This window comes from Streptomyces africanus, assembly GCF_030816955.1.
GTDB classification, from domain to species: domain Bacteria; phylum Actinomycetota; class Actinomycetes; order Streptomycetales; family Streptomycetaceae; genus Streptomyces; species Streptomyces africanus.
Map to the genome: position 1 here is coordinate 1,645,166 of NZ_JAUSYP010000001.1, position 22,710 is coordinate 1,667,875.

Genomic DNA, 22,710 nt, shown 5'->3' on the forward strand with positions numbered 1-22,710 from the left:
GGAATTATCAGGAGCACACAGTGACCGACGCGCACACCGCCGGCCCCTTCATCGCCGCCATTGACCAGGGCACCACCTCGTCCCGCTGCATCGTCTTCGACCGCGACGGCCGGATCGTGTCCGTCGACCAGAAGGAACACGAGCAGATCTTCCCGAAGCCGGGCTGGGTGGAGCACAACGCCACCGAGATCTGGACCAACGTCCAGGAGGTCGTCGCCGGGGCCATCGAGAAGGCCGGCATCACCCGCGACGACATCAAGGCCATCGGCATCACCAACCAGCGCGAGACGACCGTGCTGTGGGACAAGAACACCGGTGAGCCCGTCCACAACGCCATCGTCTGGCAGGACACCCGCACCGACGCCCTCTGCCGCGAGCTCGGCCGCAACGTGGGCCAGGACCGCTTCCGCCGCGAGACGGGCCTGCCGCTCGCCTCCTACTTCGCCGGTCCGAAGGCCCGCTGGCTGCTCGACAACGTCGACGGGCTCAAGGAGCGCGCCGAGGCGGGCGACATCCTCTTCGGCACCATGGACAGCTGGGTCATCTGGAACCTGACCGGCGGTACCGACGGCGGCAAGCACGTCACGGACGTCACCAACGCCTCCCGCACGATGCTGATGAACCTCCACACCATGGAGTGGGACGACAAGATCTGCGAGTCGATCGGCGTCCCGAAGCAGATCCTCCCCGAGATCCGCTCCTCCGCCGAGGTCTACGGCGAGATCACGGGCGGGAAGCTGGGCGACCTGCTCGGCGGCATCCCGGTCGCCTCCGCGCTCGGCGACCAGCAGGCGGCCCTGTTCGGCCAGACCTGTTTCGCCGAGGGCGAGACCAAGTCGACGTACGGCACCGGCACCTTCATGGTGATGAACACCGGCGACAAGATCATCAACTCGTACAGCGGCCTGCTGACCACCGTCGGCTACAAGATCGGCGACCAGGACACGGTCTACGCCCTGGAGGGCTCGATCGCCGTCACCGGTTCGCTGGTGCAGTGGATGCGCGACCAGATGGGCCTGATCTCCACGGCCGCCGAGATCGAGACGCTCGCGCTGTCGGTCGAGGACAACGGCGGCGCCTACTTCGTGCCGGCCTTCTCCGGCCTGTTCGCCCCGTACTGGCGCTCCGACGCCCGCGGTGTGATCGCCGGCCTGACCCGGTACGTCACCAAGGCGCACCTGGCCCGTGCCGTCCTGGAGGCGACCGCCTGGCAGACGCGGGAGATCGCCGACGCCATGACGAAGGACTCCGGCGTGGAGCTGGCCGCCCTCAAGGTCGACGGCGGCATGACCTCCAACAACCTGCTGATGCAGACCCTCGCCGACTTCGTGGACGCCCCCGTGGTGCGTCCGATGGTCGCCGAGACCACCTGCCTCGGCGCCGCCTACGCCGCCGGCCTCGCCGTCGGCTTCTGGAACAGCACCGACGACCTGCGCGCCAACTGGCGCCGGGCCGCCGAGTGGACCCCCCGCATGGACGCGGACACCCGCGCCCGTGAGTACAAGAACTGGCTCAAGGCCGTCGAGCGGACCATGGGCTGGCTCGAGGACGAGGAGTAAGAAACAGCATGACCACTCAGTCCACCCTGAAGTCCGTGCCTGCCCTGGGGACGCACCCGGCCTCCGGCTCGAACCCGAGCCGAGCCGAGACCAGGGAGCAGCTCGCCAAGGCGTCGTACGACCTTCTCGTGATCGGCGGCGGCATCCTGGGCATCTCCACCGCCTGGCACGCCGCGCAGTCCGGCCTCAGGGTGGCTCTGGTCGACGCCGGTGACTTCGCCGGTGCCACCTCCTCCGCCTCCTCCAAGCTGCTCCACGGCGGTCTGCGCTACCTGCAGACCGGCGCGGTGAAGCTGGTGGCGGAGAACCACTTCGAGCGCCGTGCGGTCTCCCGCCAGGTGGCTCCCCACCTGGCGAACCCGCTCACGTTCTACCTCCCCGTGTACAAGGGCGGGCCGCACGGCGCGGCGAAGCTCGGGGCGGGCGTCTTCGCCTACTCCGCCCTGTCGGCCTTCGGCGACGGCGTCGGGCATCTGCTCTCGCCGGCCAAGGCCGCGCAGGACGTGCCCGAGCTGCGCACCGAGAACCTCAAGGCCGTGGCCGTGTACGGCGACGACCAGATGAACGACGCGCGCATGGCGCTGATGACGGTCCGCGGGGCCGTCGAGGCGGGCGCGGTCGTCCTCAACCACGCCGAGGTGACGGGCCTGCGCTTCACCCAGGGTCGTGTCACCGGCGCCGAGCTCAGGGACCGTCTCTCCGGCGACGAGTTCGGCGTCAACGCCCGGCTGGTGCTGAACGCGACCGGCCCGTGGGTCGACCACCTGCGGAAGATGGAGGACCCGAACGCGGCCCCGTCCATCCGCCTGTCGAAGGGCGCGCACCTGGTCCTCAAGCGCACCTCCCCGTGGAAGGCCGCGCTCGCCACCCCGATCGACAAGTACCGCATCACCTTCGCCCTCCCGTGGGAGGACATGCTGCTCCTCGGCACCACCGACGAGGAGTTCGAGGGCGACCCGGCGGACGTCTCGGTCACCGAGCAGGACATAACCCAGATCCTCGACGAGGCCGCCTTCTCGGTCCGTGACCAGCAGCTCAGCCGCGACCTCATCACGTACTCCTTCGCCGGTCTGCGCGTCCTGCCGGGCGGCCCCGGCGACACCGCGAAGGCCAAGCGGGAGACGGTGGTGACCGAGGGCAAGGGCGGCATGCTGTCCGTCGCCGGCGGCAAGTGGACCACCTTCCGCCACATCGGCCGGACCATCATGCAGAAGCTGGAGTCGCTGCCGGGCCACCCGCTGGGCGACGACTTCGAGCCCATCAGCTCGCTGCCGAAGAAGCTGCCGCTGCCCGGCATCGCCAACCCGCGCGCGGTCGCCCACCGGCTGCTGACCGACCGCCCGGCGCCCGGCCCGCGCATGGCGGCCGACACCGCCAGGCACCTGGCCACGCACTACGGCTCGCTCGCCTTCGACATCGCCCGCCTGGCCAACGAGAGCCCCGAGCTCGCCGAGCGGGTCCACCCGGACGCCCCGGAGATCTGGGCGCAGGTCGTCTGGGCCCGGGACCACGAGTGGGCCGAGACGCAGGACGACGTGCTGCGCCGCCGCACGACGCTGACGATCCGCGGCCTGGCCACGGACGACGTCCGCGCCAAGGTCCAGGACCTGCTCGACAAGAAGTAGGCACGGCCCGGGAGGGGATCCCATCAGGGGGACGGGGGGATCCCGTTACCGGGACCGGGGGCTCCTGTTCCCGGAAGGGGCGGTTCCACGGCGACGGAGCCGCCCCTTCCGCGTTCCCGGCCCCCATAATGACCTGATACGTCGGAGGTCTTGAGGGACAGGGAGGTCGGCCATGGCAGTGACCGACGAGGCGATCGAGAAAATCAAGGACATGATCGTCTCCGGCGCGCTGCGGCCGGGCGACCGGCTGCCCAAGGAGAGCGAGCTCGCCGCCGACCTCGGCCTGTCCCGCAACTCCCTGCGGGAGGCCGTGCGCGCGCTCTCCCTCATCCGGATCCTGGACGTCCGGCAGGGCGACGGCACCTACGTCACCAGTCTCGACCCGCAACTCCTGCTGGAGGCGCTGAGCTTCGTCGTGGACTTCCACCGCGACGACACGGTCCTGGAGTTCCTGGCCGTGCGCCGCATCCTGGAGCCGGCGGCGACGGCGATGGCGGCCCTGCGGATCAGCGAACAGCAGCTCGACGCGCTCACGGCCCAGCTGGACAAGCTCGGTGACGCCCCGTCCGTCGAGGACCTCGTCGCCTGCGACCTGGAGTTCCACCGGGGCATCGTGCAGAGCTCGGGCAACTCCGTGCTGTGCTCACTGCTCGACGGGTTGTCGGGCCCCACCACCCGGGCCCGGGTCTGGCGCGGCCTGACCCAGGAGGACGCGGTCGGCCGCACGCTGCGCGAGCACCGGGCGATCCTCGCGGCCCTGCGGGACCGGGACGCCGAGGCGGCGCGCTCCTGGGCGACGGTGCACATCGCGAGCGTGGAGCAGTGGCTGCGCTCCACGCTGTGACCAGGGCCTCACGGACAGCTCGGATGAGTCCGGGGTGTTCAGGGGTGGATCGCGGGGCAGTGATGGGGTCACTCCCCCTGCGAGGGGGCTGCGGGCGCCCCCTTGGCACGCCGTAAGGTTGGGGGGTACGCGAGGGCACGTCGGAAGGAGGCGCTGGGTGATCGAGCTCGAGGGGGTTCCCGAGCTGGTCGACCCGGTCATGGTGGCCGCGTTCGAGGGCTGGAACGACGCCGGCGACGCCGCCTCCACCGCGGTCGCGCATCTGGACAGGGAGTGGAAGGGCGAGGTCTTCGCGGCGCTGGACGCCGAGGACTACTACGACTTCCAGGTCAACCGCCCCACGGTGTTCCTGGAAGCCGGCGTCCGCAAGATCACCTGGCCGACGACAAGACTGTCGGTGGTCCGGGTCGGCGGGGACAAGCCACGCGATCTCGTCCTCGTCCGGGGTATCGAACCGTCCATGCGATGGCGGTCGTTCTGCAACGAACTGCTCGGCTTCGCACACGAACTCGGCGTGGAACTGGTGGTCGTCCTGGGCGCCCTGCTCGGTGACACCCCGCACACCCGCCCGGTTCCGATCAGCGGGACGACGTCCGACCCGGACCTGGCCCGCCGCATGGACCTGGAGGAGACCAAGTACGAGGGGCCCACGGGCATCGTCGGCGTCCTCCAGGAGGCCTGCACGCACGCGGGCGTGCCGGCCGTCTCGCTGTGGGCGGCCGTGCCGCACTACGTGTCGCAGCCGCCGAACCCGAAGGCCACGCTGGCCCTCCTGAACCGGCTGGAGGACCTGATCGACGTGCGCATCCCGCTGGGCGAGCTGCCCGAGGACGCGCGCGCCTGGCAGGTCGGCGTGGACCAGTTGGCCGCCGAGGACAGCGAGGTCGCCGAGTACGTCCAGTCGCTGGAGGAGGCCCGGGACACCGCCGAGCTGCCGGAGGCGTCCGGCGAAGCGATCGCCCGCGAGTTCGAGCGTTATCTGCGGCGCCGGGACGGCGGCGGACCGACCGCCTCCGGCGGGCACGCCACGGCGGACGGCAGCGACAGCTCGTCGTACCTGCGGGACAATCCCAGCGGCCGTACGCGGCCTCCGAAGCCGCCCAAGCCGGGCACGGACGACGAGGAGTCGTCGGAGGACTGAGCGGGACCGAGGACAGGAGAAGGGGCGCCTCCCGGCCGGGAGGCGCCCCTTCGCGTGCTCTGCGGCTACAGGGCGACGCCCAGCAGCGCGTCCACCGCCCGGGAGACCACCCCGGGGGCGCCCTCGTCCGTGCCGCCGCTGCGCTCCTGGAGCGCGGCCCAGCGGTCGACCGCGGTGAGCGCGGCCGGGGCGTCCAGGTCGTTCGCGAGGGCCTCGCGGATCTCCTCCACGAGCGCCTCCGCCGGAGGCCCGTCAGGCCGGGACACAGCTGCCCGCCAGCGGCCGAGCCGGGCTACGGCGTCCTGGAGGACCTGGTCGGTCCACTCCCAGTCGGCGCGGTAGTGGTGAGCCAGCAGCGCGAGCCGGATGGCGGCCGGGTCGACGCCGTCGCGCCGGAGCGTGGAGACGAAGACCAGGTTGCCCTTGGACTTGGACATCTTCTCGCCGTCGAGGGCGACCATGCCGGCGTGCACGTACGCCGTGGCCATGGGGAACTCGCCGGTGAGGGCCTGGGCGTGCGAGGCGCCCATCTCGTGGTGCGGGAAGGCCAGGTCGGAGCCGCCGCCCTGGATGTCGAAGCCCATGCCGAGGTGGTCGAGGGCGATGGCCACGCACTCGATGTGCCAGCCGGGGCGTCCGCGCCCGAGCGATCCGCCGTCCCAGCTGGGCTCGCCCTCCCGGGCCGCCATCCACAGCATCGGGTCGAGCGGGTTCTTCTTGCCCGGCCGGTCCGGGTCGCCGCCGCGCTCGGCGGACAGCAGCCGCATCGCCGCGGCGTCCAGTCCGGAGACCTTGCCGAAGTGCGGGTCGGCTTCGACGGAGAAGTAGACGTCGCCGTCGAGTTCGTAGGCGGCGCCCATGTCCCGCAGCCGCTCGACGAGCGGGACGATCCCGGGTATGGCCTCGACGGCGCCTATGTACTCGCGCGGCGGCAGCATCCGCAGGGCCGTCATGTCCTCGCGGAAGAGGGCCGTCTCCTGCTCGGCGAGCGCGGCCCAGTCGAGGCCGTCGCGCTGTGCGCGTTCCAGGAGCGGGTCGTCGACGTCGGTGACGTTCTGGACGTAGTGAACCTGCCGCTTGGTGTCGAGCCACACGCGCTGCACGAGGTCGAACGCGTTGTAGGTCGCCGCGTGTCCTATGTGGGTGGCGTCGTACGGGGTGATGCCACAGACGTAGATACGGGCGACGGGACCGGGGTCGAGGGTGACCAGACCGCCGGTCGCGGTGTCGTGGATCCTCAGGTCGCGGCCCTGACCAGGCAGGGCGGGGACCTCGGAAGCGGGCCAGGCATGCATGCCCTGAGCCTAACCGGACTGAAGTTCCATATACGAATGGGAGCGGACCGGACGGCCGAGAAGGCGCTCTTGCGGGAGCCCGGCGTCTGTGCTGCTACACGGGTGGCCAGGGGATCGCCGGCCACTCCCCGCTCGGCTCGGGATGCTTACCCGAGGCGAGCAGCGCGGCGACCCGCGCGCGGGTGGCGTCGATCTCCGCGCCGGTGATCAGCGGCTGGAGCCGGGCGGTGAGGGGACCGCCGTCCGCCAGGTCCTTCCGGAGGCCCTCGAGGACGTCGACGGCCTCCTGGGTGAGAGGCTCCCCCGCCCACCCCCACAGCAGGGTCCGCAACTTGTTCTCGACGTTGAAGGTGACCCCGTGGTCGATCCCGTACAGCCGCCCCTCGCCGGTCGGCAGCAGGTGCCCGCCCTTGCGGTCGGCGTTGTTGAGCACGGCGTCCAGCACCGCGAGCCGCCGCAGCCGCTCGTCGTCGGCGTGCACGAGGAGCGCGGTGCGGCCCTCGCCGACCTCGGCGAAGCCGATCGCCTTCCAGCCCGGCTCCGGTTCCTCGGCGTCGACGAGCGCGAGCAGCTCCGCCTCCGGCGCCGCCTCGACCCACAGCTGGCACATGCCCTCGCCGTAGGGGCCGTCCCGCAGCACGGTGGGCGGGACGAGGCTCCAGCCGGTCGCCTCGGAGACCTCGTACGCGGCGACCTCGCGCTGGGCGAGCGTCCCGTCGGGGAAGTCCCACAGGGGCCGCTCCCCGGCGACCGGCTTGTAGATGCAGGCCGCGTCCTGGCCGTCGTACGAGACCGTGCAGTACAGGGCCGCGTTCGAGGCCTCACGGATGCGTCCGCGCACAGTGAGTTCGCCCCGGGCGAGCAGGTCGGCGGCGTCCGGAGGAGGCGTCACGCTCCGCGGCGGTATCCGTTCTGGCGCGGACATACGTGTCCTTCCGGGTCGAGCGGGAGGCTGCACAGCGGGCACGGCGGCCGCCCGGCGTTGACGATGTCGAGGGCGCGCTTGGCGAAGGCCCTGGCCTGCGCGCCGGTGAGCCGGACCCGCAGCATCGGGGGGCCGTTCTCCTCGTCCTGGAGCAGCCGCTCCTCGGCCTCGGCGAGGTCCTCCTCGGTGTCGGCGTCGAGCTCGACGAGCGCCTGCGCCTCGACGATCATCAGCTGCTCCTCGCCGTCCCAGGCGAGGGCCATCGTGCCGACCCGGAACTCCTCCTCGACGGGGGTGTCCAGCGGGGCGGTGTCGGTGATGTCCGACGGTGCGACGGCGGGGACGGAGGCGCTGCCTCCGCTACGGCGTACGACCTCGTCGAGCAGTTCGTCCATGCGTTCGGCGAGTGCGGCGACCTGGGTCTTCTCCAGTGCCACGCTGGTCACCCGGGAGCCGGCGGAGGCCTGGAGGAAGAATGAACGGCGCCCGGGCAGTCCGACCGTACCGGCCACGAAACGCTCCGGATGGTCGTAGAGGAACACCTGACGGGACACGTCCTGTCTCCATTGGAATCGTGGGAACCGTGTGACTACGGCACTGCTGCGACCGCTTCACCCTACTGCGGCCGACGATCACGGTGCGCCCGCACCACCCCCGACGGGGGCCTCGTCGCCCGGCGGTTCCTCGCGCGGCACCAGGGACGTGAAGTCGCCGGTGTCGCCGAGGCGGACGAGAAACGGACGCAGCCGGGTGTAGCGGATCGCGGTGATGGAACACGGTTCAACGGAAATCCGCTGGAAGAGGTCCAGATGAAGTCCGAGTGCGTCCGCCACGAGCGACTTGATGACGTCGCCGTGCGAGCACATGAGGTAGACGGCGTCGGCGCCGTGGTCGCGCTCCACGCGCGCGTTCCACTCGCGTACGGCCTCGGCGGCGCGTGTCTGCATGGCCCGCATCGACTCCCCGCCGGGGAACGCCGCCGCGGACGGGTGCGCCTGCACGACCTCCATCAGGGGCTGGTCCTTGAGCTCGTCGAGCTTGCGCCCCGACCAGTCGCCGTAGTGGCACTCGCCGATGCGCTCGTCGGTGTGCGGGCTGAGCTGCGGCCGGGCCTGGAGAAGGGGCCGGATCGTCTCCTGGCAGCGCTGGAGCGGGCTGGTGACGATCTCGGCGAGGGGCAGTTCGGCGAGCCGCCCGGGCAGCGCGGCGGCCTGCGCCGTGCCGCGTTCGTCGAGGGCGACACCGGGCGTCCAGCCGGCGAGCAGTCCCTCGGTGTTGGCGGTGGAACGTCCGTGCCGGACCAGGATCAACGTGGGCATGCGGTCCAGCGTAGGCGCACGCGCGCGTACGGTGTCGTTCGAGTGACGGGAGACTCGCTTCGTGATCGTCGACTGTGCCATCTACCGCGAGGGACACCGGTCGGAAGGGCCGGAGGACTTCTCCGACGCCCTGGGTGAGGCCCGGGCGGCGGGCGGTTTCGTGTGGATCGGGCTGCATGAGCCGACGGAGCGCGAGTTCGAGCTCGTGACCCAGGAGTTCGGGCTGCATCCGCTCGCCGCCGAGGACGCCCTCAAGGCCCACCAGCGGCCCAAGCTGGAGGTGTACGACGACTCGCTCTTCGTGGTGCTCAAGCCGGTGGCGTACGAGCCGCAGAGCGACACCGTCTCCACCGGCGAGATCATGATCTTCCTGGGCGACGCGTTCGTCGTCACCGTCCGGCACGGCGAGGGCGCCCCGCTCAAGGCCGTACGGCACCGCCTGGAGCAGGAGCCGGACCTGCTGGGCACCGGTCCCACCTCGGTCCTCTACGCGGTCGCCGACGCCGCCGTCGACCACTACCTGGAGGTCGCGACCGAGCTGCAGGCCGACCTGGAGGGGCTGGAGGCGGAGGTCTTCTCACCGGACGACGGGGGCTCGCGGCACACCGCGTCCCGGATCTACAACTTCAAACGGCAGGTCCTGGAGTTCCGCCGGGCGACCGGGCCGCTGGCCCTGCCGATGAGCCGGCTGGCGGGCACGGCACCGTCCGGTGTGACCGTGCCGTTCGTGGACGACCGGGCCCGGCCGTTCTTCCGCGACGTCAGCGATCACCTCACACGCGTGAACGAGTCCGTGGAGAACCTGGACCGGCTGGTGTCGGACATCCTCAACGCGCATCTGGCGCAGATGAGCGTCCGGCAGAACGACGACATGCGGAAGATCTCCGCGTGGGCGGCCATGGCCGCGATTCCCACGATGCTCGCGGGGATCTACGGCATGAACTTCGAGCACATGCCCGAGCTGCGCTGGGTGTGGTCCTATCCGGCGCTGGTCGCGGTGATGGGCGTTCTCGAGGTGCTGGTGTTCCGGCTGTTCAAGCGCCGGGGCTGGTTGTAGGGCGGGCCGGGGCCGGCTGCGGGCGGGCCGGCTCAGGCGAACTCGGGTGCCGCGGACGCGGGTCCGCCGAGGGCGTCGCGGCGCTCCGGCATCTTCAGCGACACCATCCGGCGCCAGCCACCCAGCCGTTCGTAGGCGTACATCGCGTGGATGCCCGCCGCGAGCACCGCCGACTTGGCCCTGGACCAGCCGAGGATGCCCCCCATGTGCGCCATGACCGCGAGGCTGACGTCCCGGTAGATCCGGATCTCGGCGAGCGCGCACGCGCGCAGGGTGCGCTGGATGGCCCGGCCGTGGCCCGCGTGGGCGAAGCGCAGCAGTTCCTCGTGGCAGTAGGCGAGGTGGTTGTCCTCGTCGTTGGAGATCTGCCTGACCGCGCGGCCGATGTCGGGGTGGTCGGCGAAGTGCTTGCGCAGCAGTTGCATCTGCTCGGAGGCGCGCTGTTCGGTGACCCTGCTGTGCGAGAGATACGTGACGATGTCCTGGACCGTGAGCCGCTCGTCGCGGCCCAGCTGCTCGTGCGCGAGGCCGATGCCGTTCTTCTCCAGGAGCATGGTGTAGTCGGTCTCCGGCGGGACCGGGACCGGGTCGAGGCCGCGCTTCTTCATCAGGGCGCTGAAGATCCGGCCGTGCTTGTCCTCGTCGGCGCCGTGCCGGGTGATCTTGGGGGCGAGTTCCCGCTCGCTGTCGGGGACGAGCGCGGCGATACGGGCGTTCTCCCAGCCGCCCTGGGACTCGCCGCTCGCGGCGATGGAGCAGAACAGGGCGAAGGCCTCGTCGTGGGCGAGGATCTCCTGGAACACACTCTTGGCCGAAAGCATCGTGAGCACCTCTCCCGCGCACGTGCGCGTGCTGCGTGATTCCGCAGGTTTCCGCAAAGAACGAGTCAAGTGCGGGACGAAAGGCGCTGCAACAGGTGCGACGGACAACTCCGCCAAATGGAGGACAGGTGAATCCGGCAGGCCCGCAGGGGTCTTGGCCGCCGGGGCGGGGAGATCCCGGCGTAACCACGGGAGGCGCGGGGCGTTGTTCTGCGTGACGGCCGTGGCGGGGAAGACCCCCGAGCCCCCACCACGGCCGCAGACAACTCCGCCGGTGGCGCCCCGTCAGGCGAGCCCGGCGCGCTCCAGGGCCTCGGTGCCGGCGCGGAGGGACGCGAGCCGCTCGTCGAGGGTGAAGCCCGCCGGGGCGAGGCTCAGGGTGGTGACGCCGGCCTCCGCGTACGCCTTCATCCGGTCCGCGATCCGGTCGACGGACCCCAGCAGTGTGGTCTTGTCGATCAGCTCGTGCGGGACGGCGGCCGCGGCGCCCTGCTTGTCGCCGGACAGGTACTTGCCCTGGATCTCGGCGGCCTCCTTCTCGTAGCCCATGCGCTGGGCGAGCTGGTTGTAGAAGTTCTGCTTGGGGCTGCCCATGCCGCCGACGTACAGCGCGGTGTAGGGGCGGAAGGTGTCGGCGAGCGCGGCGATGTCCTTGTCGTCGCCGACGGCGAGCGGGACGGTCGGGCAGACCTCGAAGCCGTCGAGCGTCTTGCCGGCCTTCTCGCGGCCGGCGCGCAGGTACTTGATCGTCGTCTCCTCCAGGTGGTCGGCGGAGGGGAAGATCAGCAGGGCGCCGTCGGCGATCTCGCCGGTCTGCTCCAGGTTCTTCGGGCCGATCGCGGCGATGTACAGCGGAATGTGCTCGCGCTGCGGGTGCACGGTCAGCTTGATGGGCTTGCCCGGGCCGCCCGGGAGCGGCAGCGTCCAGTGCTCGCCCTCGTAGGACAGGCGCTCGCGCGTCATGGCCCTGCGGACGATCTCGACGTACTCACGCGTGCGTGCCAGCGGCTTGTCGAACTTGACGCCGTACCAGCCCTCGGAGACCTGCGGGCCGGAGACACCGAGGCCGAGGCGGAAGCGGCCGCCGGAGAGGGAGTCGAGGGTGGCCGCCGTCATGGCGGTCATCGCCGGCTGGCGGGCCGGGATCTGGAAGATGGCGGAGCCGACGTCGATACGTTCGGTCTGGGCGGCGACCCAGGTCAGTACGGTGGCGGCGTCGGAGCCGTAGGCCTCGGCGGCCCAGCAGACGGCGTATCCGAGCCGGTCGGCCTCCTGGGCGACGGCCAGATTGTCCGCGTCCATTCCGGCACCCCAGTAGCCGAGGTTGATACCGAGCTGCATGCCGAATCCCCTTACCGATCAGTAACGTGCACGTGCGGAGACCTTAGCGTGCGGCCCGGCGGGGACCTAGGGGGTGGCAGTCATGCCGGACAACTCATGGTCGGACCCCCGAAATCGGCCGTCCACAGCCCACCACAGGGAAGGCTGTGGCCAGTAATCTCGGCGTTCATGGAGCAGAGGCATCTCGGCCGCACCGGCCTGCGTGTGTCCCGGATCGGGCTCGGCACCCTGACCTGGGGACGGGACACCGACGAGCACGACGCCGCGGACCTGATGAAGACGTTCTGGGAAGCGGGCGGGACCCTCGTCGACACCGCGGACGTGTACGGCGACGGAGACGCCGAGTACCTGCTCGGCAGGCTCATGGACGGTCTGGTGGCCCGGCGGGACCTGGTCATCTCGACCAAGGCCGGCAGCGTGCCGGACCCCGACCGCCGCTTCGACACCTCCCGCGGCCATCTGCTCTCCGCGCTGGACGCCTCGCTCTCCCGGCTCGGCACCGACTACGTCGACCTGTGGCACGTGCACGCCTACGACCCGGACACCCCGCTGGAGGAGACCCTCCAGGCCCTCGACCTCGCGGTCGCCAGCGGCCGGGCCCGGTACGCCGCCGTCTCCAACTTCTGCGGCTGGCAGCTCGCCAAGGCCGCGACCTGGCAGCTGGCGGCCCCCGGCACAAGGACCCGGCTGGCGGCCACGCAGCTGGAGTACTCGCTGCTCCAGCGGGGCGTCGAGCGCGAGGTGCTGCCGGCCGCGCTGGACCTGGGCATCGGGCTGCTGCCGTCCTCGCCGCTGGGGCGCGGGGTGCTGACGGGCAAGTACCGGGGTGACACGACGCCGCCGGACTCGCGCGGCGCCTCGGAGCACCTCGCGCCGTTCGTCGCGCCCTACCTGGACGACACCGCGAGGCGCATCGTTGACGCCGTGACGACCGCGGCCGACGGTCTCGCGGTGACACCGCTCCAGGTGGCGCTGGCCTGGGTCCGCGACCGGCCGGGGGTGGCCGCGCCCATCGTCGGCGCGCGCAACGCGCAGCAGCTCACGGCGGCGTTGTCAGTGGAGACCCTTAGTCTTCCTGACGAGATCTGCCGGGCGCTCGACGACGTGTCGGCGCCTGTGCACCGCTATCCCGATCACGACTGGAGCACGCTGTGAGCACGGAGCCGGAGACCACGGAGGGCGCCGAGCCGGGGACGCCGACCGGTGGTGCGGAGACCGAGGGGGCCGAGCGGGCCGAGGGGGCCGAGGGGAATGCCGCCCGTTCCGGTGAGGTGCCCGAGGGCGGGGCGACCGATGCGGATGCCGCCGGTTCCGGTGACGTGTCCGAGGCCGAGGCCGAGCTGCGGGCCCAGCGGCTGGAGCGGGAGCGTATCGAGCAGCGCAAGGCCGGGAAGAAGGCGCCGATCGAGGCCGGCACCAAGCTGAGCGGCACGGCCGCCGATCTGCTCGCGGCCGTACGGGCCGTGGAGAGCGGCGAGAAGCCGGTCGCGGCGGTGTTCGCGGAGCCCGGGCCCGCCCCCCGCCGCTCCGCCCCGGAGCCGGTACGACGGCCACAGCCGGTGGCGGCCGGGGCTGTCCCCGCCCCGACGGCTCCCGCGCCGGCGGCGGTCCAGGCCGTACGGCAGGTACTCGGCGAGGGCGGTGCCCCCGAGGCGCTCGCACCGCAGGTGGCCGCCGCCCTCGGCGAAGGCGCGGACGAGCTGCTGCGGGCCGATCCCTGGCAGTTGCTGCGGGTCGCCGGCGTGCGGCCCGAGCAGGCCGACGGGTTCGCCCGGGCCCTGCTCGGCGCCGAGTGCGGCCCGGACGACGAGCGGCGGGGCCGGGCCGTCACCGTCTGGCTCCTTGAGCAGGCCGCACTGGCCGGGCACACCGCCCTGGAGATGCCGGCGCTCCTCGCGGCCCTGGCCCAGCGGGGCGTGCCGGACCCCGACAGCGCCGTGCAGGACGCGATCGCGGAGGGCGAGGCACTGGTCTTCCAGGACGCCCTGGAGGAGACCGGCGGCGCGCCGGCCCGGGCCGAGGAGGAGGGCACGGAGGAGGACGAGGAACGTCCGGTCCGTGTCCTGGTCGGCCTGGAGCGGTACGCGCTCGCGGAGGAGAGCCTGGCCGACGGTCTGGCCCGCCTGGTGAACTCGGTGCCCAAGCAGGACGGTTCGGCCGAGGACTGGGAGCGGGCCGCCGCCGCGACCCGGGGTTCGACGGCCGAGCTGCTCCGCGCGGTCGCCGCGCACGGCCTGGTCCTGCACACCGGCGGCGAGGCCTCCCTGACCGAGCCCGCCGCACTGCTGACCGCCGCGCACACCCTCGGCCTGCGCGCCTGGGCCGCCACCCACAGCCCGATCGGCCGCACGCGTTTCGCGGCCCTGCTGCGCCGGTCCGGCCACCCGTCGGGCCCGGCCGCGGACCAGGCGGCGGCCGTCCCCGGGCAGGCCGCCCCCGACGACCAGGCCGAGACCACCGCCGCCGCGCCCGGCGCCCCCTCCCCCGTCGCCACCGTCGCCGGGCTGCTCTCCGGGGCCGAAGGACCTGGCCGGGACGCGGACGGGGCGCTGGATCTCGATCTGCTCGTCGTGCTCGACGCGCCGCAGCTGGATGTCGAGACGGCGACACTGCTGACGGAGTCGCTGCCGGACGGGGCTCGGCTGGTGCTGGCCGGGGATCCGGCGGTGCTGTGGTCCGTGGGTCCGGGCCGGGTGTTCGCGGATCTGCTCGCGGCACGGATCTGCCCGCAGATCGCTTCGCGGCAGCCTGATCCCGGGCCGCTGGGCGAGCTGGTCTCCGGTATCGGCGTCGGCGAGCTGAACCAGGTCGAGGCCCCCGGCAAGGAGGTCGTGATCGTGCCGGTGCGGGACGCGGGCGAGGCCGTGCACCGGACGGTCCAGCTCGTCGTGGACTCCGTGCCGCGGGCGATCGGCGTACCGGCCGAGCAGACACAGGTGATCACGCCGGGACACGGCGGCGCGGTCGGCACGCGTGTGCTCAACGCGGCGTTGAAGGAGCGACTCAATCCGGGCCCGGGCCGCTTCGGCGGCTTCGACCCCGGTGACCGGGTCGTCCACTCCCCCGTGCCGGGCCGTGCGCTGCCGGGCCGCGTGGTGAAGGCGGATGCCGAGGGGCTCCACCTGTCGTGCGAGGGCGAGGACGTCGTCGTGCCGAAGGAGCGGGTGGAGCAGTCCGTGCGGCACGGCTGGGCGCTCACCGCGCACCAGGCGGTGGGGAGCCGGTGGTCCGCGGTGGTCGTGGTGCTGCCCGGCGATGCCGCGCAGGCCCTCAGCCGGCCGTGGGTGTACACGGCGTTCGGGCGGGCCGACCGCCATCTGTCCGTCGTGCACGGGGTGGAACAGGCGCTGGCGAGGGCCGTGGCCGAGGTTCCGGCGAAGCCCCGGACGACCCGGCTTCCGGTGCTGCTCGCCCCGCAGATCAGCAGCTGACGACGGCGGTGGTCACGGGGCGGCCCGTGACCACCGCCGTCGGGTGGCTGACGCGTGCGCTCAGCGGCGGTCCGCGTCGAGCGGCTCCAGGTCCTCGTCCTCGTCCAGGTCGGTGTCGAGGTCGTCCTCCACCTCGTCGTCGTCATCGTCGTCGACGTCGTCGAACACGGCGCTGACGTCGAAGCGGCAGACGACACTCTGCGGATCGACCTGCTCGAACGGCGCCTCCAGCCACTCGCCGGGGTCGGCCGGTTCCTCCGCCGCCGTCACCCAGAGCGTGGAGTCGCCCTCCTCCAGCCCGAACTCCTTGTGCCGGGAGGCGATCTCGTCGGGTTCGAACTCGCCGAAGAGGAGGCCGAGGGCACCGTGGATCGTCCCGGAGGCGGCCGGGCCGTCCTCGCCCTCCGCGACCTCGATCCGCTGCGCGTGGGCGAGCAGCCGCTGTGGCTCCGCCACCGCGTAGTCGCGGCGGATCAGTACGCTCAGCGCGTTCGGTTCCTCGGGCCCGGTGTACGGGGGCAGCGCGTCCTCCGTACCGGGGATCTCGAAGGGTGTGACCTCGTCGTAACGGTCGTAGAGCAGTTCGTCGTACACCTCTGCGGCCGCGGCCAGCTGGTTGAACGCCTCGTAGACGGCCGGGTCGTCCTCCCCCGACCTGCGTTCGACCGCGGCCAGGTGGCGGTCGAGCGCGGTCTTGACCGCCTCGGCGGCGGCGCGTACCTCGGCAGCGGTGGGCTGCGCAGCATCAGACATAGTGCAGACGCTATCCGTACCAGGCCCCAGACCGCACAATAGATGCGATGCCGGAATACGAATTTGTCGACGTGTACGTGCCGCGCGGGGTCTCCCGCAAGGAGACGGCACGTCTGCTGACGGACCATGCCGAGTACGGACACTGGGAGTTGCACCGTCTGAGCCTGCTGCGCGACGGCAGCCGCAAGGTGCGGTTGCGCCGGCGGATCATCCGTCAGGTGCGGGCCACGTGGTGAGCTGAGACGGGGCACTGGGAGAAGGCACACACGGGAGCGGGCCCCGCATCGGCGGGGCCCGCTCCGTTTTCCGCGGGTGTCAGGCCGTTCCCGGCGTGTCAGGCCTTTCCGCGGCCGTCAGGCCGAGGTGCGCGCCTTGCGGTAGAGGATCGAGCCCGCGAGCAGCGCGCCCGCGCCGGCCGGCAGGGCGAGGCCGAGCGGCAGGTCGCTGCCCGTGCTGGCGAGCTGGGCGTCGCCCTTGGGCTGGGTGACGAACTGGCCGCCCGGCTCGTTGCCGTGCGAGGAGCCGCCCGGCGTCTTGCCCTCCGCGCCGGGCGGGGTGCCGGGGTCGCCCGGGTTTCCGGGGTTGCCGGGTTCGCCCGGGTTTCCGGGACCGCCCGGGCCGCCGGGGTCACCGGGGTTGCCCGGGTTTCCGGGGTTGCCCGGATCACCGGGGTTACCCGGATCACCGGGGTTTCCGGGGTTGCCCGGGTCTCCCGGCTGCCCCGGGTTCTCGTGGCCGCCGCCGGGCGGGTCGGTGTGGTGGCCGCCGGAGCCGCCGTTCGCGCAGTCGTTGCCCGTGCTGGAGTTGCCGACGCCGATGACGTCGACGCTGTTGCCGCAGACGTTCACCGGCACGTGGATCGGCGCCTCGACGTGGTTGCCGGAGCCGACGCCGGGCGAGTCACTGGCATGGCCGCCGGCGTGCGAGCCGCCGTTGCCGCCCGAATCGCCGTATCCCCCCGGCGACGATCCACCGCCCTGGTTGGCGCACGAGTTGCCCACCGACGGGTTGAGGACACCGATGACGTTGACCGTGTTGCCGCACACGTTGACCGGCGCGTGCACCGGTGCCTGCACCGTGTTCCCGGACAGCACGCCGGGCGAGCCCGAGCCGGCGCCCTGTGCGCCCGCGTCGGCGTGCGCGGAGCCGCCCGCGGCGGCGATCACGCCGGTCGCGGCCGCCACGGTCATCAGACCCTTGCGGGTGACCTGTCGCATTCCTGAATACCTGCCTTCGTCCTGTCTCGAATTCTTCTCGAATTCCTCGAAAGAAGCGTTCGGTCCCGGAGCGCATGGCATGCGCTCCGGGACCGATGGCTTTGGAAATCCCCTCAAAGAGGGGGAAGCGTCACTTGTTGACGCAGGTGTTGCCGAAGGCGGGGTTCAGCAGGCCGATCACGGAGACCGTGTTGCCGCAGACGTTCACCGGGACGTGAACGGGCACCTGAATGACGTTGCCGGACACGACGCCCGGGGAGTGCACGGCGGCACCCTGGGCACCCGAGTCGGCGACGGCCAGGCCCGCGCCCGCGAGAACCAGCCCACCGGTGGCAGCCGCAGCAGCGACGACCTTCTTGATCATTATTCCTCCTAGTTGGCAAAGCGACCCATCTTGCGATCGCATTACCTGTAACGAGGAGGGAGTAATGAGGCTACGAGATTATGGTCGCATTCACCCTTCCCAGTCGATCTCGCACGCCCGACCGAATAGCGCTGTTACGTATGGACTGTTTCAGGACGCGTCGATGAACCGGTCGAGCACCCGCGCGCCGAACTTGAGGCCCTCCACCGGAACCCGCTCGTCCACGCCGTGGAACATGCCGGCGAAGTCCAGCTCCGGCGGCAGCTTCAGCGGCACGAAGCCGAAGCCGCGAATGCCCAGGTCGTCGAAGGACTTCGCGTCCGTCCCGCCGGAGAGCATGTAGGGGATCGCCTTGGCGGTCGGGTCCTCGGCCAGCAGCGCTGACTGCATGGCCGCCACGAGCGCCCCGTCGAAGGTGGTCTCGACGGCCTTGTCGGCGTGGACGTCCTCGCGCCGCACCTTCGGGCCGAGGATCCGGTCGAGGTCGGCGAGGAACTCCTCCTCGTGGCCGGGCAGGAACCGCCCGTCGACGTGGGCGGTCGCCTCGCCCGGGATGACGTTGACCTTGTAGCCGGCGCCGAGCTGGGTGGGATTGGCCGTGTTGCTCAGGGTCGCGCCGATGAGCTTGGCGATACCGCCGAGCTTCGCGAGGGTCGACTCCATGTCCTCCGGGTCGAGTTCGGTGCCGAACGCGTCACCGAGCTCGTCGAGGAAGGCGCGGGTGGTCTTGGTGACCCGCACCGGGAACTTGTGCCGCCCCAGCCGCGCGACGGCCTCCGACAGCTCGGTGATCGCGTTGTCCCGGTGGATCATCGACCCGTGCCCGGCCGTGCCGGCCACGGTGAGCTTCATCCAGTGCATGCCCTTCTCGGCCGTCTGGATCAGGTACAGCCGCCGCTCCTCGCTCACGGTGAACGAGAACCCGCCCACCTCGCTGATCGCCTCGGTGACGCCCTCGAACAGCTCGGGATGACGGCGCACGAGGTGCTTGGCGCCGTAGGTGCCGCCCGCCTCCTCGTCCGCGAGGAACGCGAGGACGATGTCGCGCGGGGGCTTGCGCCCGCTGCGCATCCGGTCCCGGACGACCGCGAGGGTCATCGCGTCCATGTCCTTCATGTCGACGGCCCCGCGGCCCCACACGCAGCCGTCGGCGATCTCGCCGGAGAAGGGGTGGTGGGTCCAGTCGTCGGCGTTGGCCGGTACGACGTCGGTGTGCCCGTGGATGAGGAGCGCGGGCCGGGACGGGTCCTCGCCCTCGATCCGGGCCACCGTGGAGGCGCGGCCCGGGTGCGACTCGAAGATCTGCGGTTCGAGCCCCACCTCGGCGAGCTTCTCGGCGACGTACTCGGCCGCCTTGCGCTCGCCCGGACCCGAGTGGTCGCCGTAGTTGCTGGTGTCGATCTGGATCAGCTCGCGGCAGAGGTCCACGACCTCGTCCTCGCCGGTGACGCTCCTGGCCGTGTCCGTCTCGCTCACGTGCTTCCTCCCGCTGTCACTGCTGGTGGGTCCTCCTCATCCTCCCTCTCCACGGCCCGCACCCCAAGGCCGGTCCCGGCCCGTCACACGCCGTTCACGCCCGGCCGGGTGCGGGCGGGGGGTGATCGGCCACCCCTGAGAGCCTGGTAATGTTTACGTCGTCGCCGCGGGGAGAACCCGCGCGACAGACACCTTGTCCGGGTGGCGGAATGGCAGACGCGCTAGCTTGAGGTGCTAGTGCCCTTTATCGGGCGTGGGGGTTCAAGTCCCCCCTCGGACACAGAAGCTGAGGGCCGTGACCGCGAGGTCACGGCCCTCAGGCGTTGTCGCGGAAGGGTGACCATGACCAGCCGTTCCTGCCCGTGCGGGCTGCCCCAGGCCTACGAGGCGTGCTGCGGTCGCTACCACTCCGGCTCCGCCGCCGCTCCGACCGCCGAGGCGCTGATGCGGTCGCGGTACTGCGCCTTCGTGAAGGGGGACGCGGGGTATCTGCTGCGGACCTGGCATCCGCGGACGCGGCCCGGGACGCTGGAGCTGGATCCGCGGATGCGGTGGACCGGGCTGGAGATCCTGGAGACGACGGACGGGTCGGCGTTCCACGCCGTCGGGACCGTGGAGTTCCGGGCGTCGTACCGGGGCGGCTCGCTGCACGAGCGGAGCCGGTTCGAGCGGGTCGACGGGGCCTGGGTGTACGTCGACGGGGAGTTCGTGCGGTAGCGGGTGTTACGGCGCCAGGATGTCGAGTTCCTGGAGGGCGCCGACCGTGATCTCGCGGGTCAGTTCCTCCGCGCGGGCCGCGTCGCCGGCCCGGACCGCCTCGGCGACCTGGACGTGCAGGGTGACGGCGGCCGGGTCGGGGTCCTCGAACATCACGTCGTGGTGGGTACGGCCGGCCAGGACCTCGGCGACGACATCGCCGAGGCGGGCGAACATCTCGTTGCCGGAGGCGTCCAGGATGACGCGGTGGAAGGCCATGTCGTGGACGAGGTACTGCTCCAGCTTCTGGCCCCGCGAGTTGGCGACCATGCCGAGGGCGCACTGGGTGAGTTCGGCGCACTGCTCGGCGGTGGCGTGCCGGGCGGCGAGGCCCGCGGCGACCGGTTCGATCGCCGAACGCAGCACCGTGAGCGAGCGCAGCTGGGGAGCGCGGTCCTTGCCGGCCAGGCGCCAGCGGATGACCTGCGGGTCGTAGACGTTCCACTCCGACTTCGGGCGCACGGTCACGCCCACGCGGCGGCGGGACTCGACCAGGTGCATGGACTCCAGGACACGGACCGCCTCACGCATCACCGAGCGTGACACGTCGAAACGCTGGGCGAGCTCGTCCGTGCGCAGCACGCTGCCCGGCGGGTACTCACCCGCCGTGATCTCGGGGCCGAGGGTGTCCAGAACATGGCCGTGCAGCCCCCGGCCCGGTGTGCTCATGCACTCAGCGTACGGGGTAGATCACGGAGACAAAAAGTCAGACTTATTCATCACGACCTCTTGAATTCGTCGTACCTAATGGGTTTCAGTTGCGTCGACATCACGTGTCGACGGAGACAGCAGACAGTGAGGCAGCGATGAACACCCCCCACGTCGTCGTGGTCATGGGCGTCGCCGGCACCGGCAAGACCACCATCGGTCCCCTGCTCGCGGCCCGACTCGGCGTTCCGTACGCCGAGGGCGACGACTTCCACCCGCAGGCCAACATCGCCAAGATGTCGGCCGGTACCCCGCTCACCGACGAGGACCGCCTGCCCTGGCTGGACGCCATCGGCACGTGGGCGCACGGGCGGGCCGGGCTCGGCGGGGTGGTCAGCTGCTCGGCGCTGAAGCGGTCGTACCGCGACCGGCTGCGGGCCGCCGCGCCCGGCGTGGTCTTCGTGCACCTCACGGGTGACCGCGCGCTCATCGAGGACCGGATGTCGCACCGGCAGGGGCACTTCATGCCCACGGCGCTGCTCGACTCCCAGTTCGCCACGCTCCAGCCCCTCGAGGCGGAGGAGGCCGGGGTCGACGTGGACGTCTCAGGCAGCCCGGAGGAGATCACCGAGCGGGCGGCGCTCGCCCTGGAGGACCTCCCCGAGCCCGTCCAGTAGCCCCTGACGGTTCCGTCCCCTACTCCCCTCCAACGCAAGGGAACCCACCCCGTGACCAGACTCAGCGTCGAGATGCTGGCAGCGGACGCACCCGAGCCGATCACCTCGGCCGGCCACGCTCAGCTGGGCATCGCCGTCCTGGCGGGCATCGCCGTCATCGTCCTGCTCATCACCAAGTCCAAGCTGCACGCCTTCCTGGCGCTGACCATCGGGTCACTGGCGCTCGGCGCGATCGCCGGAGCGCCGCTGGACAAGGTCCTCACCAGCTTCAGCACCGGCCTCGGCACCACGGTGGCCGGCGTCGGCGTACTGATCGCCCTCGGTGCCATCCTCGGCAAGATGCTCGCCGACTCCGGGGGCGCCGACCAGATCGTCGACACCATCCTCGCGAAGGCCGGCGGGCGGTCGATGCCGTGGGCGATGGTGCTCATCGCTTCCGTGATCGGGCTGCCGCTGTTCTTCGAGGTCGGCATCGTGCTGCTGATCCCGGTGGTGCTGATGGTCGCCAAGCGCGGCAACTACTCGCTGATGCGGATCGGCATCCCGGCGCTCGCGGGCCTGTCCGTGATGCACGGGCTGGTGCCGCCGCACCCCGGTCCGCTGGTCGCGATCGAGGCGGTCAAGGCCGACCTCGGGGTGACGCTGGCCCTCGGTGTCCTCGTCGCGATACCCACGGTGATCATCGCCGGCCCGGTGTTCTCTCGGTACGCGGCCCGCTGGGTGGACGTGCCCGCCCCGGACCGGATGATTCCGCAGCGCACTTCGGAGGACCTGGACAAGCGTCCCGGTTTTGGGGCCACGCTGTTCACGATCCTGCTGCCGGTGATCCTCATGCTGGCCAAGGCGCTCGTCGACATCGTCATCGACGATCCGGAGAACCTGGTCCAGCGGGTCTTCGACGTCATCGGCGCCCCGATGATCGCGCTACTCGCCTCGGTGCTGGTCGGCATCTTCACGCTGCTGCGGCCCGCCGGGTTCTCCAAGGAGCGGATCTCGCCGCTCGTCGAGAAGAGCCTCGCGCCGATCGCGGGCATCCTGCTGATCGTCGGCGCGGGCGGCGGCTTCAAGCAGACCCTGATCGACACCGGGGTGGGCCAGATGGTCCTGGACATCTCCAAGGACTGGTCGATCCCCGCGCTGCTGCTGGCCTGGCTGATCGCGGTGGTGATCCGGCTGGCGACCGGTTCGGCGACCGTGGCGACGGTCTCGGCCGCCGGTCTGGTCGCCCCGCTCGCGGCCGACATGTCGACCACGCACGCGGCCCTGCTGGTCCTCGCCATCGGCGCCGGCTCGCTGTTCTTCAGCCATGTCAACGACGCCGGGTTCTGGATGGTGAAGGAGTACTTCGGGTTGAGTGTCGGCCAGAACATCAAGACCTGGTCGGTCATGGAGACGATCATCTCGGTGGTCGCCGGCGGCATCGTCCTGCTGTTGTCCCTCGTGATCTAGGAGTGCCACGGC

The 22,710-nt window shown here is 71.4% G+C and carries 22 protein-coding genes and 1 tRNA gene; 12 read left to right on the forward strand and 11 right to left on the reverse strand.

The features are described from left to right. Positions 1-20: 20 nt before the first annotated feature. From glpK to QF034_RS07755, 4 genes are all read left to right on the forward strand, one after another. Entirely contained in the window at positions 21-1,559 is a 1,539-nt protein-coding gene (gene glpK / locus QF034_RS07740; RefSeq protein WP_193504432.1) for a glycerol kinase GlpK, read from the forward strand. 8 nt (positions 1,560-1,567) lie between these two features. Further along, positions 1,568-3,184 (forward strand): glycerol-3-phosphate dehydrogenase/oxidase, encoded by a 1,617-nt coding sequence (locus QF034_RS07745; protein ID WP_307174219.1) that lies wholly within the window; start codon positions 1,568-1,570, stop codon positions 3,182-3,184. Positions 3,185-3,356: 172 nt separating this feature from the next. Then, positions 3,357-4,028, forward strand: coding sequence for a FadR/GntR family transcriptional regulator (locus QF034_RS07750; protein ID WP_307174220.1), 672 nt, complete (start codon positions 3,357-3,359; stop codon positions 4,026-4,028). Between the two features lie 157 nt (positions 4,029-4,185). Beyond that, entirely contained in the window at positions 4,186-5,169 is a 984-nt protein-coding gene (locus QF034_RS07755; RefSeq protein ID WP_307174221.1) for a PAC2 family protein, read from the forward strand. 65 nt (positions 5,170-5,234) lie between these two features. Here the strand turns inward: QF034_RS07755 and mshC are convergent, their stop codons facing one another. The 4 genes from mshC to QF034_RS07775 all read right to left on the reverse strand — a co-directional run bounded on the left by mshC (position 5,235) and on the right by QF034_RS07775 (position 8,708). Next, positions 5,235-6,464 (reverse strand): cysteine--1-D-myo-inosityl 2-amino-2-deoxy-alpha-D-glucopyranoside ligase, encoded by a 1,230-nt coding sequence (mshC, locus tag QF034_RS07760; RefSeq protein ID WP_307174222.1) that lies wholly within the window; start codon positions 6,462-6,464, stop codon positions 5,235-5,237. Between the two features lie 94 nt (positions 6,465-6,558). Beyond that, entirely contained in the window at positions 6,559-7,389 is an 831-nt protein-coding gene (locus tag QF034_RS07765; RefSeq protein ID WP_307174223.1) for an SCO1664 family protein, read from the reverse strand. After that, positions 7,353-7,943: a DUF3090 domain-containing protein gene (locus QF034_RS07770; RefSeq protein WP_307174224.1), complete on the reverse strand. Its 591-nt coding sequence runs from the start codon at positions 7,941-7,943 to the stop codon at positions 7,353-7,355. Before QF034_RS07770 ends, QF034_RS07765 begins: the two co-directional genes overlap by 37 nt. Positions 7,944-8,021: 78 nt before the next feature. Next, positions 8,022-8,708, reverse strand: coding sequence for a histidine phosphatase family protein (locus QF034_RS07775; protein WP_307174225.1), 687 nt, complete (start codon positions 8,706-8,708; stop codon positions 8,022-8,024). A 61-nt stretch (positions 8,709-8,769) separates the two neighbouring features. Here QF034_RS07775 and QF034_RS07780 point away from each other — a divergent pair, with 61 nt between their 5' ends. Beyond that, positions 8,770-9,765 (forward strand): magnesium and cobalt transport protein CorA, encoded by a 996-nt coding sequence (locus tag QF034_RS07780; RefSeq protein WP_307174226.1) that lies wholly within the window; start codon positions 8,770-8,772, stop codon positions 9,763-9,765. Between the two features lie 32 nt (positions 9,766-9,797). Here the strand turns inward: QF034_RS07780 and QF034_RS07785 are convergent, their stop codons facing one another. Both QF034_RS07785 and QF034_RS07790 read right to left on the reverse strand, forming a co-directional pair. Next, positions 9,798-10,586: a ferritin-like domain-containing protein gene (locus QF034_RS07785; RefSeq protein ID WP_307174227.1), complete on the reverse strand. Its 789-nt coding sequence runs from the start codon at positions 10,584-10,586 to the stop codon at positions 9,798-9,800. 285 nt (positions 10,587-10,871) lie between these two features. Beyond that, positions 10,872-11,927, reverse strand: a complete 1,056-nt coding sequence (locus tag QF034_RS07790; RefSeq protein WP_307174228.1) for an LLM class F420-dependent oxidoreductase — start codon at positions 11,925-11,927, stop codon at positions 10,872-10,874. A 168-nt stretch (positions 11,928-12,095) separates the two neighbouring features. On the opposite strand from QF034_RS07790, the gene QF034_RS07795 reads away from it, so the two are divergent. Together QF034_RS07795 and QF034_RS07800 are read left to right on the forward strand one after the other, a co-directional pair. Beyond that, entirely contained in the window at positions 12,096-13,082 is a 987-nt protein-coding gene (locus tag QF034_RS07795; protein WP_306968421.1) for an aldo/keto reductase, read from the forward strand. After that, entirely contained in the window at positions 13,079-15,358 is a 2,280-nt protein-coding gene (locus QF034_RS07800; RefSeq protein ID WP_307174229.1) for a helix-hairpin-helix domain-containing protein, read from the forward strand. The genes QF034_RS07795 and QF034_RS07800 overlap by 4 nt, the downstream gene beginning before the upstream one ends. A gap of 60 nt (positions 15,359-15,418) precedes the next feature. On the opposite strand, the gene QF034_RS07805 is transcribed toward QF034_RS07800, so the two are convergent. Next, a complete protein-coding gene (locus QF034_RS07805; protein ID WP_307174230.1) occupies positions 15,419-16,111 on the reverse strand; it encodes a hypothetical protein in 693 nt (230 codons plus the stop codon). 47 nt (positions 16,112-16,158) lie between these two features. Here QF034_RS07805 and QF034_RS07810 point away from each other — a divergent pair, with 47 nt between their 5' ends. Next, positions 16,159-16,347, forward strand: coding sequence for a DUF5703 family protein (locus tag QF034_RS07810; RefSeq protein ID WP_010045410.1), 189 nt, complete (start codon positions 16,159-16,161; stop codon positions 16,345-16,347). A gap of 117 nt (positions 16,348-16,464) precedes the next feature. Here the strand turns inward: QF034_RS07810 and QF034_RS07815 are convergent, their stop codons facing one another. From QF034_RS07815 to QF034_RS07825, 3 genes are all read right to left on the reverse strand, one after another. Beyond that, on the reverse strand, positions 16,465-17,328 hold the full coding sequence (locus QF034_RS07815) for a chaplin (RefSeq protein ID WP_307174231.1): 864 nt from the start codon (positions 17,326-17,328) through the stop codon (positions 16,465-16,467). A gap of 130 nt (positions 17,329-17,458) precedes the next feature. Then, the gene (chpH, locus tag QF034_RS07820) at positions 17,459-17,692 is read right to left on the reverse strand and encodes a chaplin ChpH (protein WP_086563975.1); all 234 of its coding nucleotides are present in this window, start codon (positions 17,690-17,692) and stop codon (positions 17,459-17,461) included. Between the two features lie 150 nt (positions 17,693-17,842). Continuing rightward, positions 17,843-19,168, reverse strand: coding sequence for a M20/M25/M40 family metallo-hydrolase (locus tag QF034_RS07825; RefSeq protein ID WP_307174232.1), 1,326 nt, complete (start codon positions 19,166-19,168; stop codon positions 17,843-17,845). A 195-nt stretch (positions 19,169-19,363) separates the two neighbouring features. Here QF034_RS07825 and QF034_RS07830 point away from each other — a divergent pair. Both QF034_RS07830 and QF034_RS07835 read left to right on the forward strand, forming a co-directional pair. Then, positions 19,364-19,448, forward strand: a tRNA-Leu gene (locus QF034_RS07830). A 62-nt stretch (positions 19,449-19,510) separates the two neighbouring features. After that, positions 19,511-19,885: a YchJ family protein gene (locus tag QF034_RS07835; protein WP_307174234.1), complete on the forward strand. Its 375-nt coding sequence runs from the start codon at positions 19,511-19,513 to the stop codon at positions 19,883-19,885. 6 nt (positions 19,886-19,891) lie between these two features. Here QF034_RS07835 and QF034_RS07840 read toward each other — a convergent pair whose 3' ends face one another. Further along, positions 19,892-20,593, reverse strand: coding sequence for a FadR/GntR family transcriptional regulator (locus tag QF034_RS07840; RefSeq protein WP_307174235.1), 702 nt, complete (start codon positions 20,591-20,593; stop codon positions 19,892-19,894). 137 nt (positions 20,594-20,730) lie between these two features. Here QF034_RS07840 and QF034_RS07845 point away from each other — a divergent pair, with 137 nt between their 5' ends. Next, on the forward strand, positions 20,731-21,249 hold the full coding sequence (locus QF034_RS07845) for a gluconokinase (protein ID WP_307174236.1): 519 nt from the start codon (positions 20,731-20,733) through the stop codon (positions 21,247-21,249). Positions 21,250-21,300: 51 nt separating this feature from the next. Further along, positions 21,301-22,698, forward strand: coding sequence for a GntP family permease (locus QF034_RS07850; RefSeq protein ID WP_307174237.1), 1,398 nt, complete (start codon positions 21,301-21,303; stop codon positions 22,696-22,698). Positions 22,699-22,710: the final 12 nt, after the last annotated feature.

Coding starts and splice junctions, on each gene's coding strand:
- QF034_RS07745 (WP_307174219.1), top strand. CDS start 1,568: ATGACCACTCAGTCCACCCTGAAGTCCGTGCCTGCCCTGGGGACGCAC.
- QF034_RS07750 (WP_307174220.1), top strand. CDS start 3,357: ATGGCAGTGACCGACGAGGCGATCGAGAAAATCAAGGACATGATCGTC.
- mshC (WP_307174222.1), bottom strand. CDS start 6,464: ATGCATGCCTGGCCCGCTTCCGAGGTCCCCGCCCTGCCTGGTCAGGGC.
- QF034_RS07765 (WP_307174223.1), bottom strand. CDS start 7,389: ATGTCCGCGCCAGAACGGATACCGCCGCGGAGCGTGACGCCTCCTCCG.
- QF034_RS07775 (WP_307174225.1), bottom strand. CDS start 8,708: ATGCCCACGTTGATCCTGGTCCGGCACGGACGTTCCACCGCCAACACC.
- QF034_RS07785 (WP_307174227.1), bottom strand. CDS start 10,586: ATGCTTTCGGCCAAGAGTGTGTTCCAGGAGATCCTCGCCCACGACGAG.
- QF034_RS07790 (WP_307174228.1), bottom strand. CDS start 11,927: ATGCAGCTCGGTATCAACCTCGGCTACTGGGGTGCCGGAATGGACGCG.
- QF034_RS07795 (WP_306968421.1), top strand. CDS start 12,096: ATGGAGCAGAGGCATCTCGGCCGCACCGGCCTGCGTGTGTCCCGGATC.
- QF034_RS07805 (WP_307174230.1), bottom strand. CDS start 16,111: ATGTCTGATGCTGCGCAGCCCACCGCTGCCGAGGTACGCGCCGCCGCC.
- QF034_RS07810 (WP_010045410.1), top strand. CDS start 16,159: ATGCCGGAATACGAATTTGTCGACGTGTACGTGCCGCGCGGGGTCTCC.
- QF034_RS07815 (WP_307174231.1), bottom strand. CDS start 17,328: ATGCGACAGGTCACCCGCAAGGGTCTGATGACCGTGGCGGCCGCGACC.
- chpH (WP_086563975.1), bottom strand. CDS start 17,692: ATGATCAAGAAGGTCGTCGCTGCTGCGGCTGCCACCGGTGGGCTGGTT.
- QF034_RS07835 (WP_307174234.1), top strand. CDS start 19,511: ATGACCAGCCGTTCCTGCCCGTGCGGGCTGCCCCAGGCCTACGAGGCG.
- QF034_RS07840 (WP_307174235.1), bottom strand. CDS start 20,593: ATGAGCACACCGGGCCGGGGGCTGCACGGCCATGTTCTGGACACCCTC.
- QF034_RS07845 (WP_307174236.1), top strand. CDS start 20,731: ATGAACACCCCCCACGTCGTCGTGGTCATGGGCGTCGCCGGCACCGGC.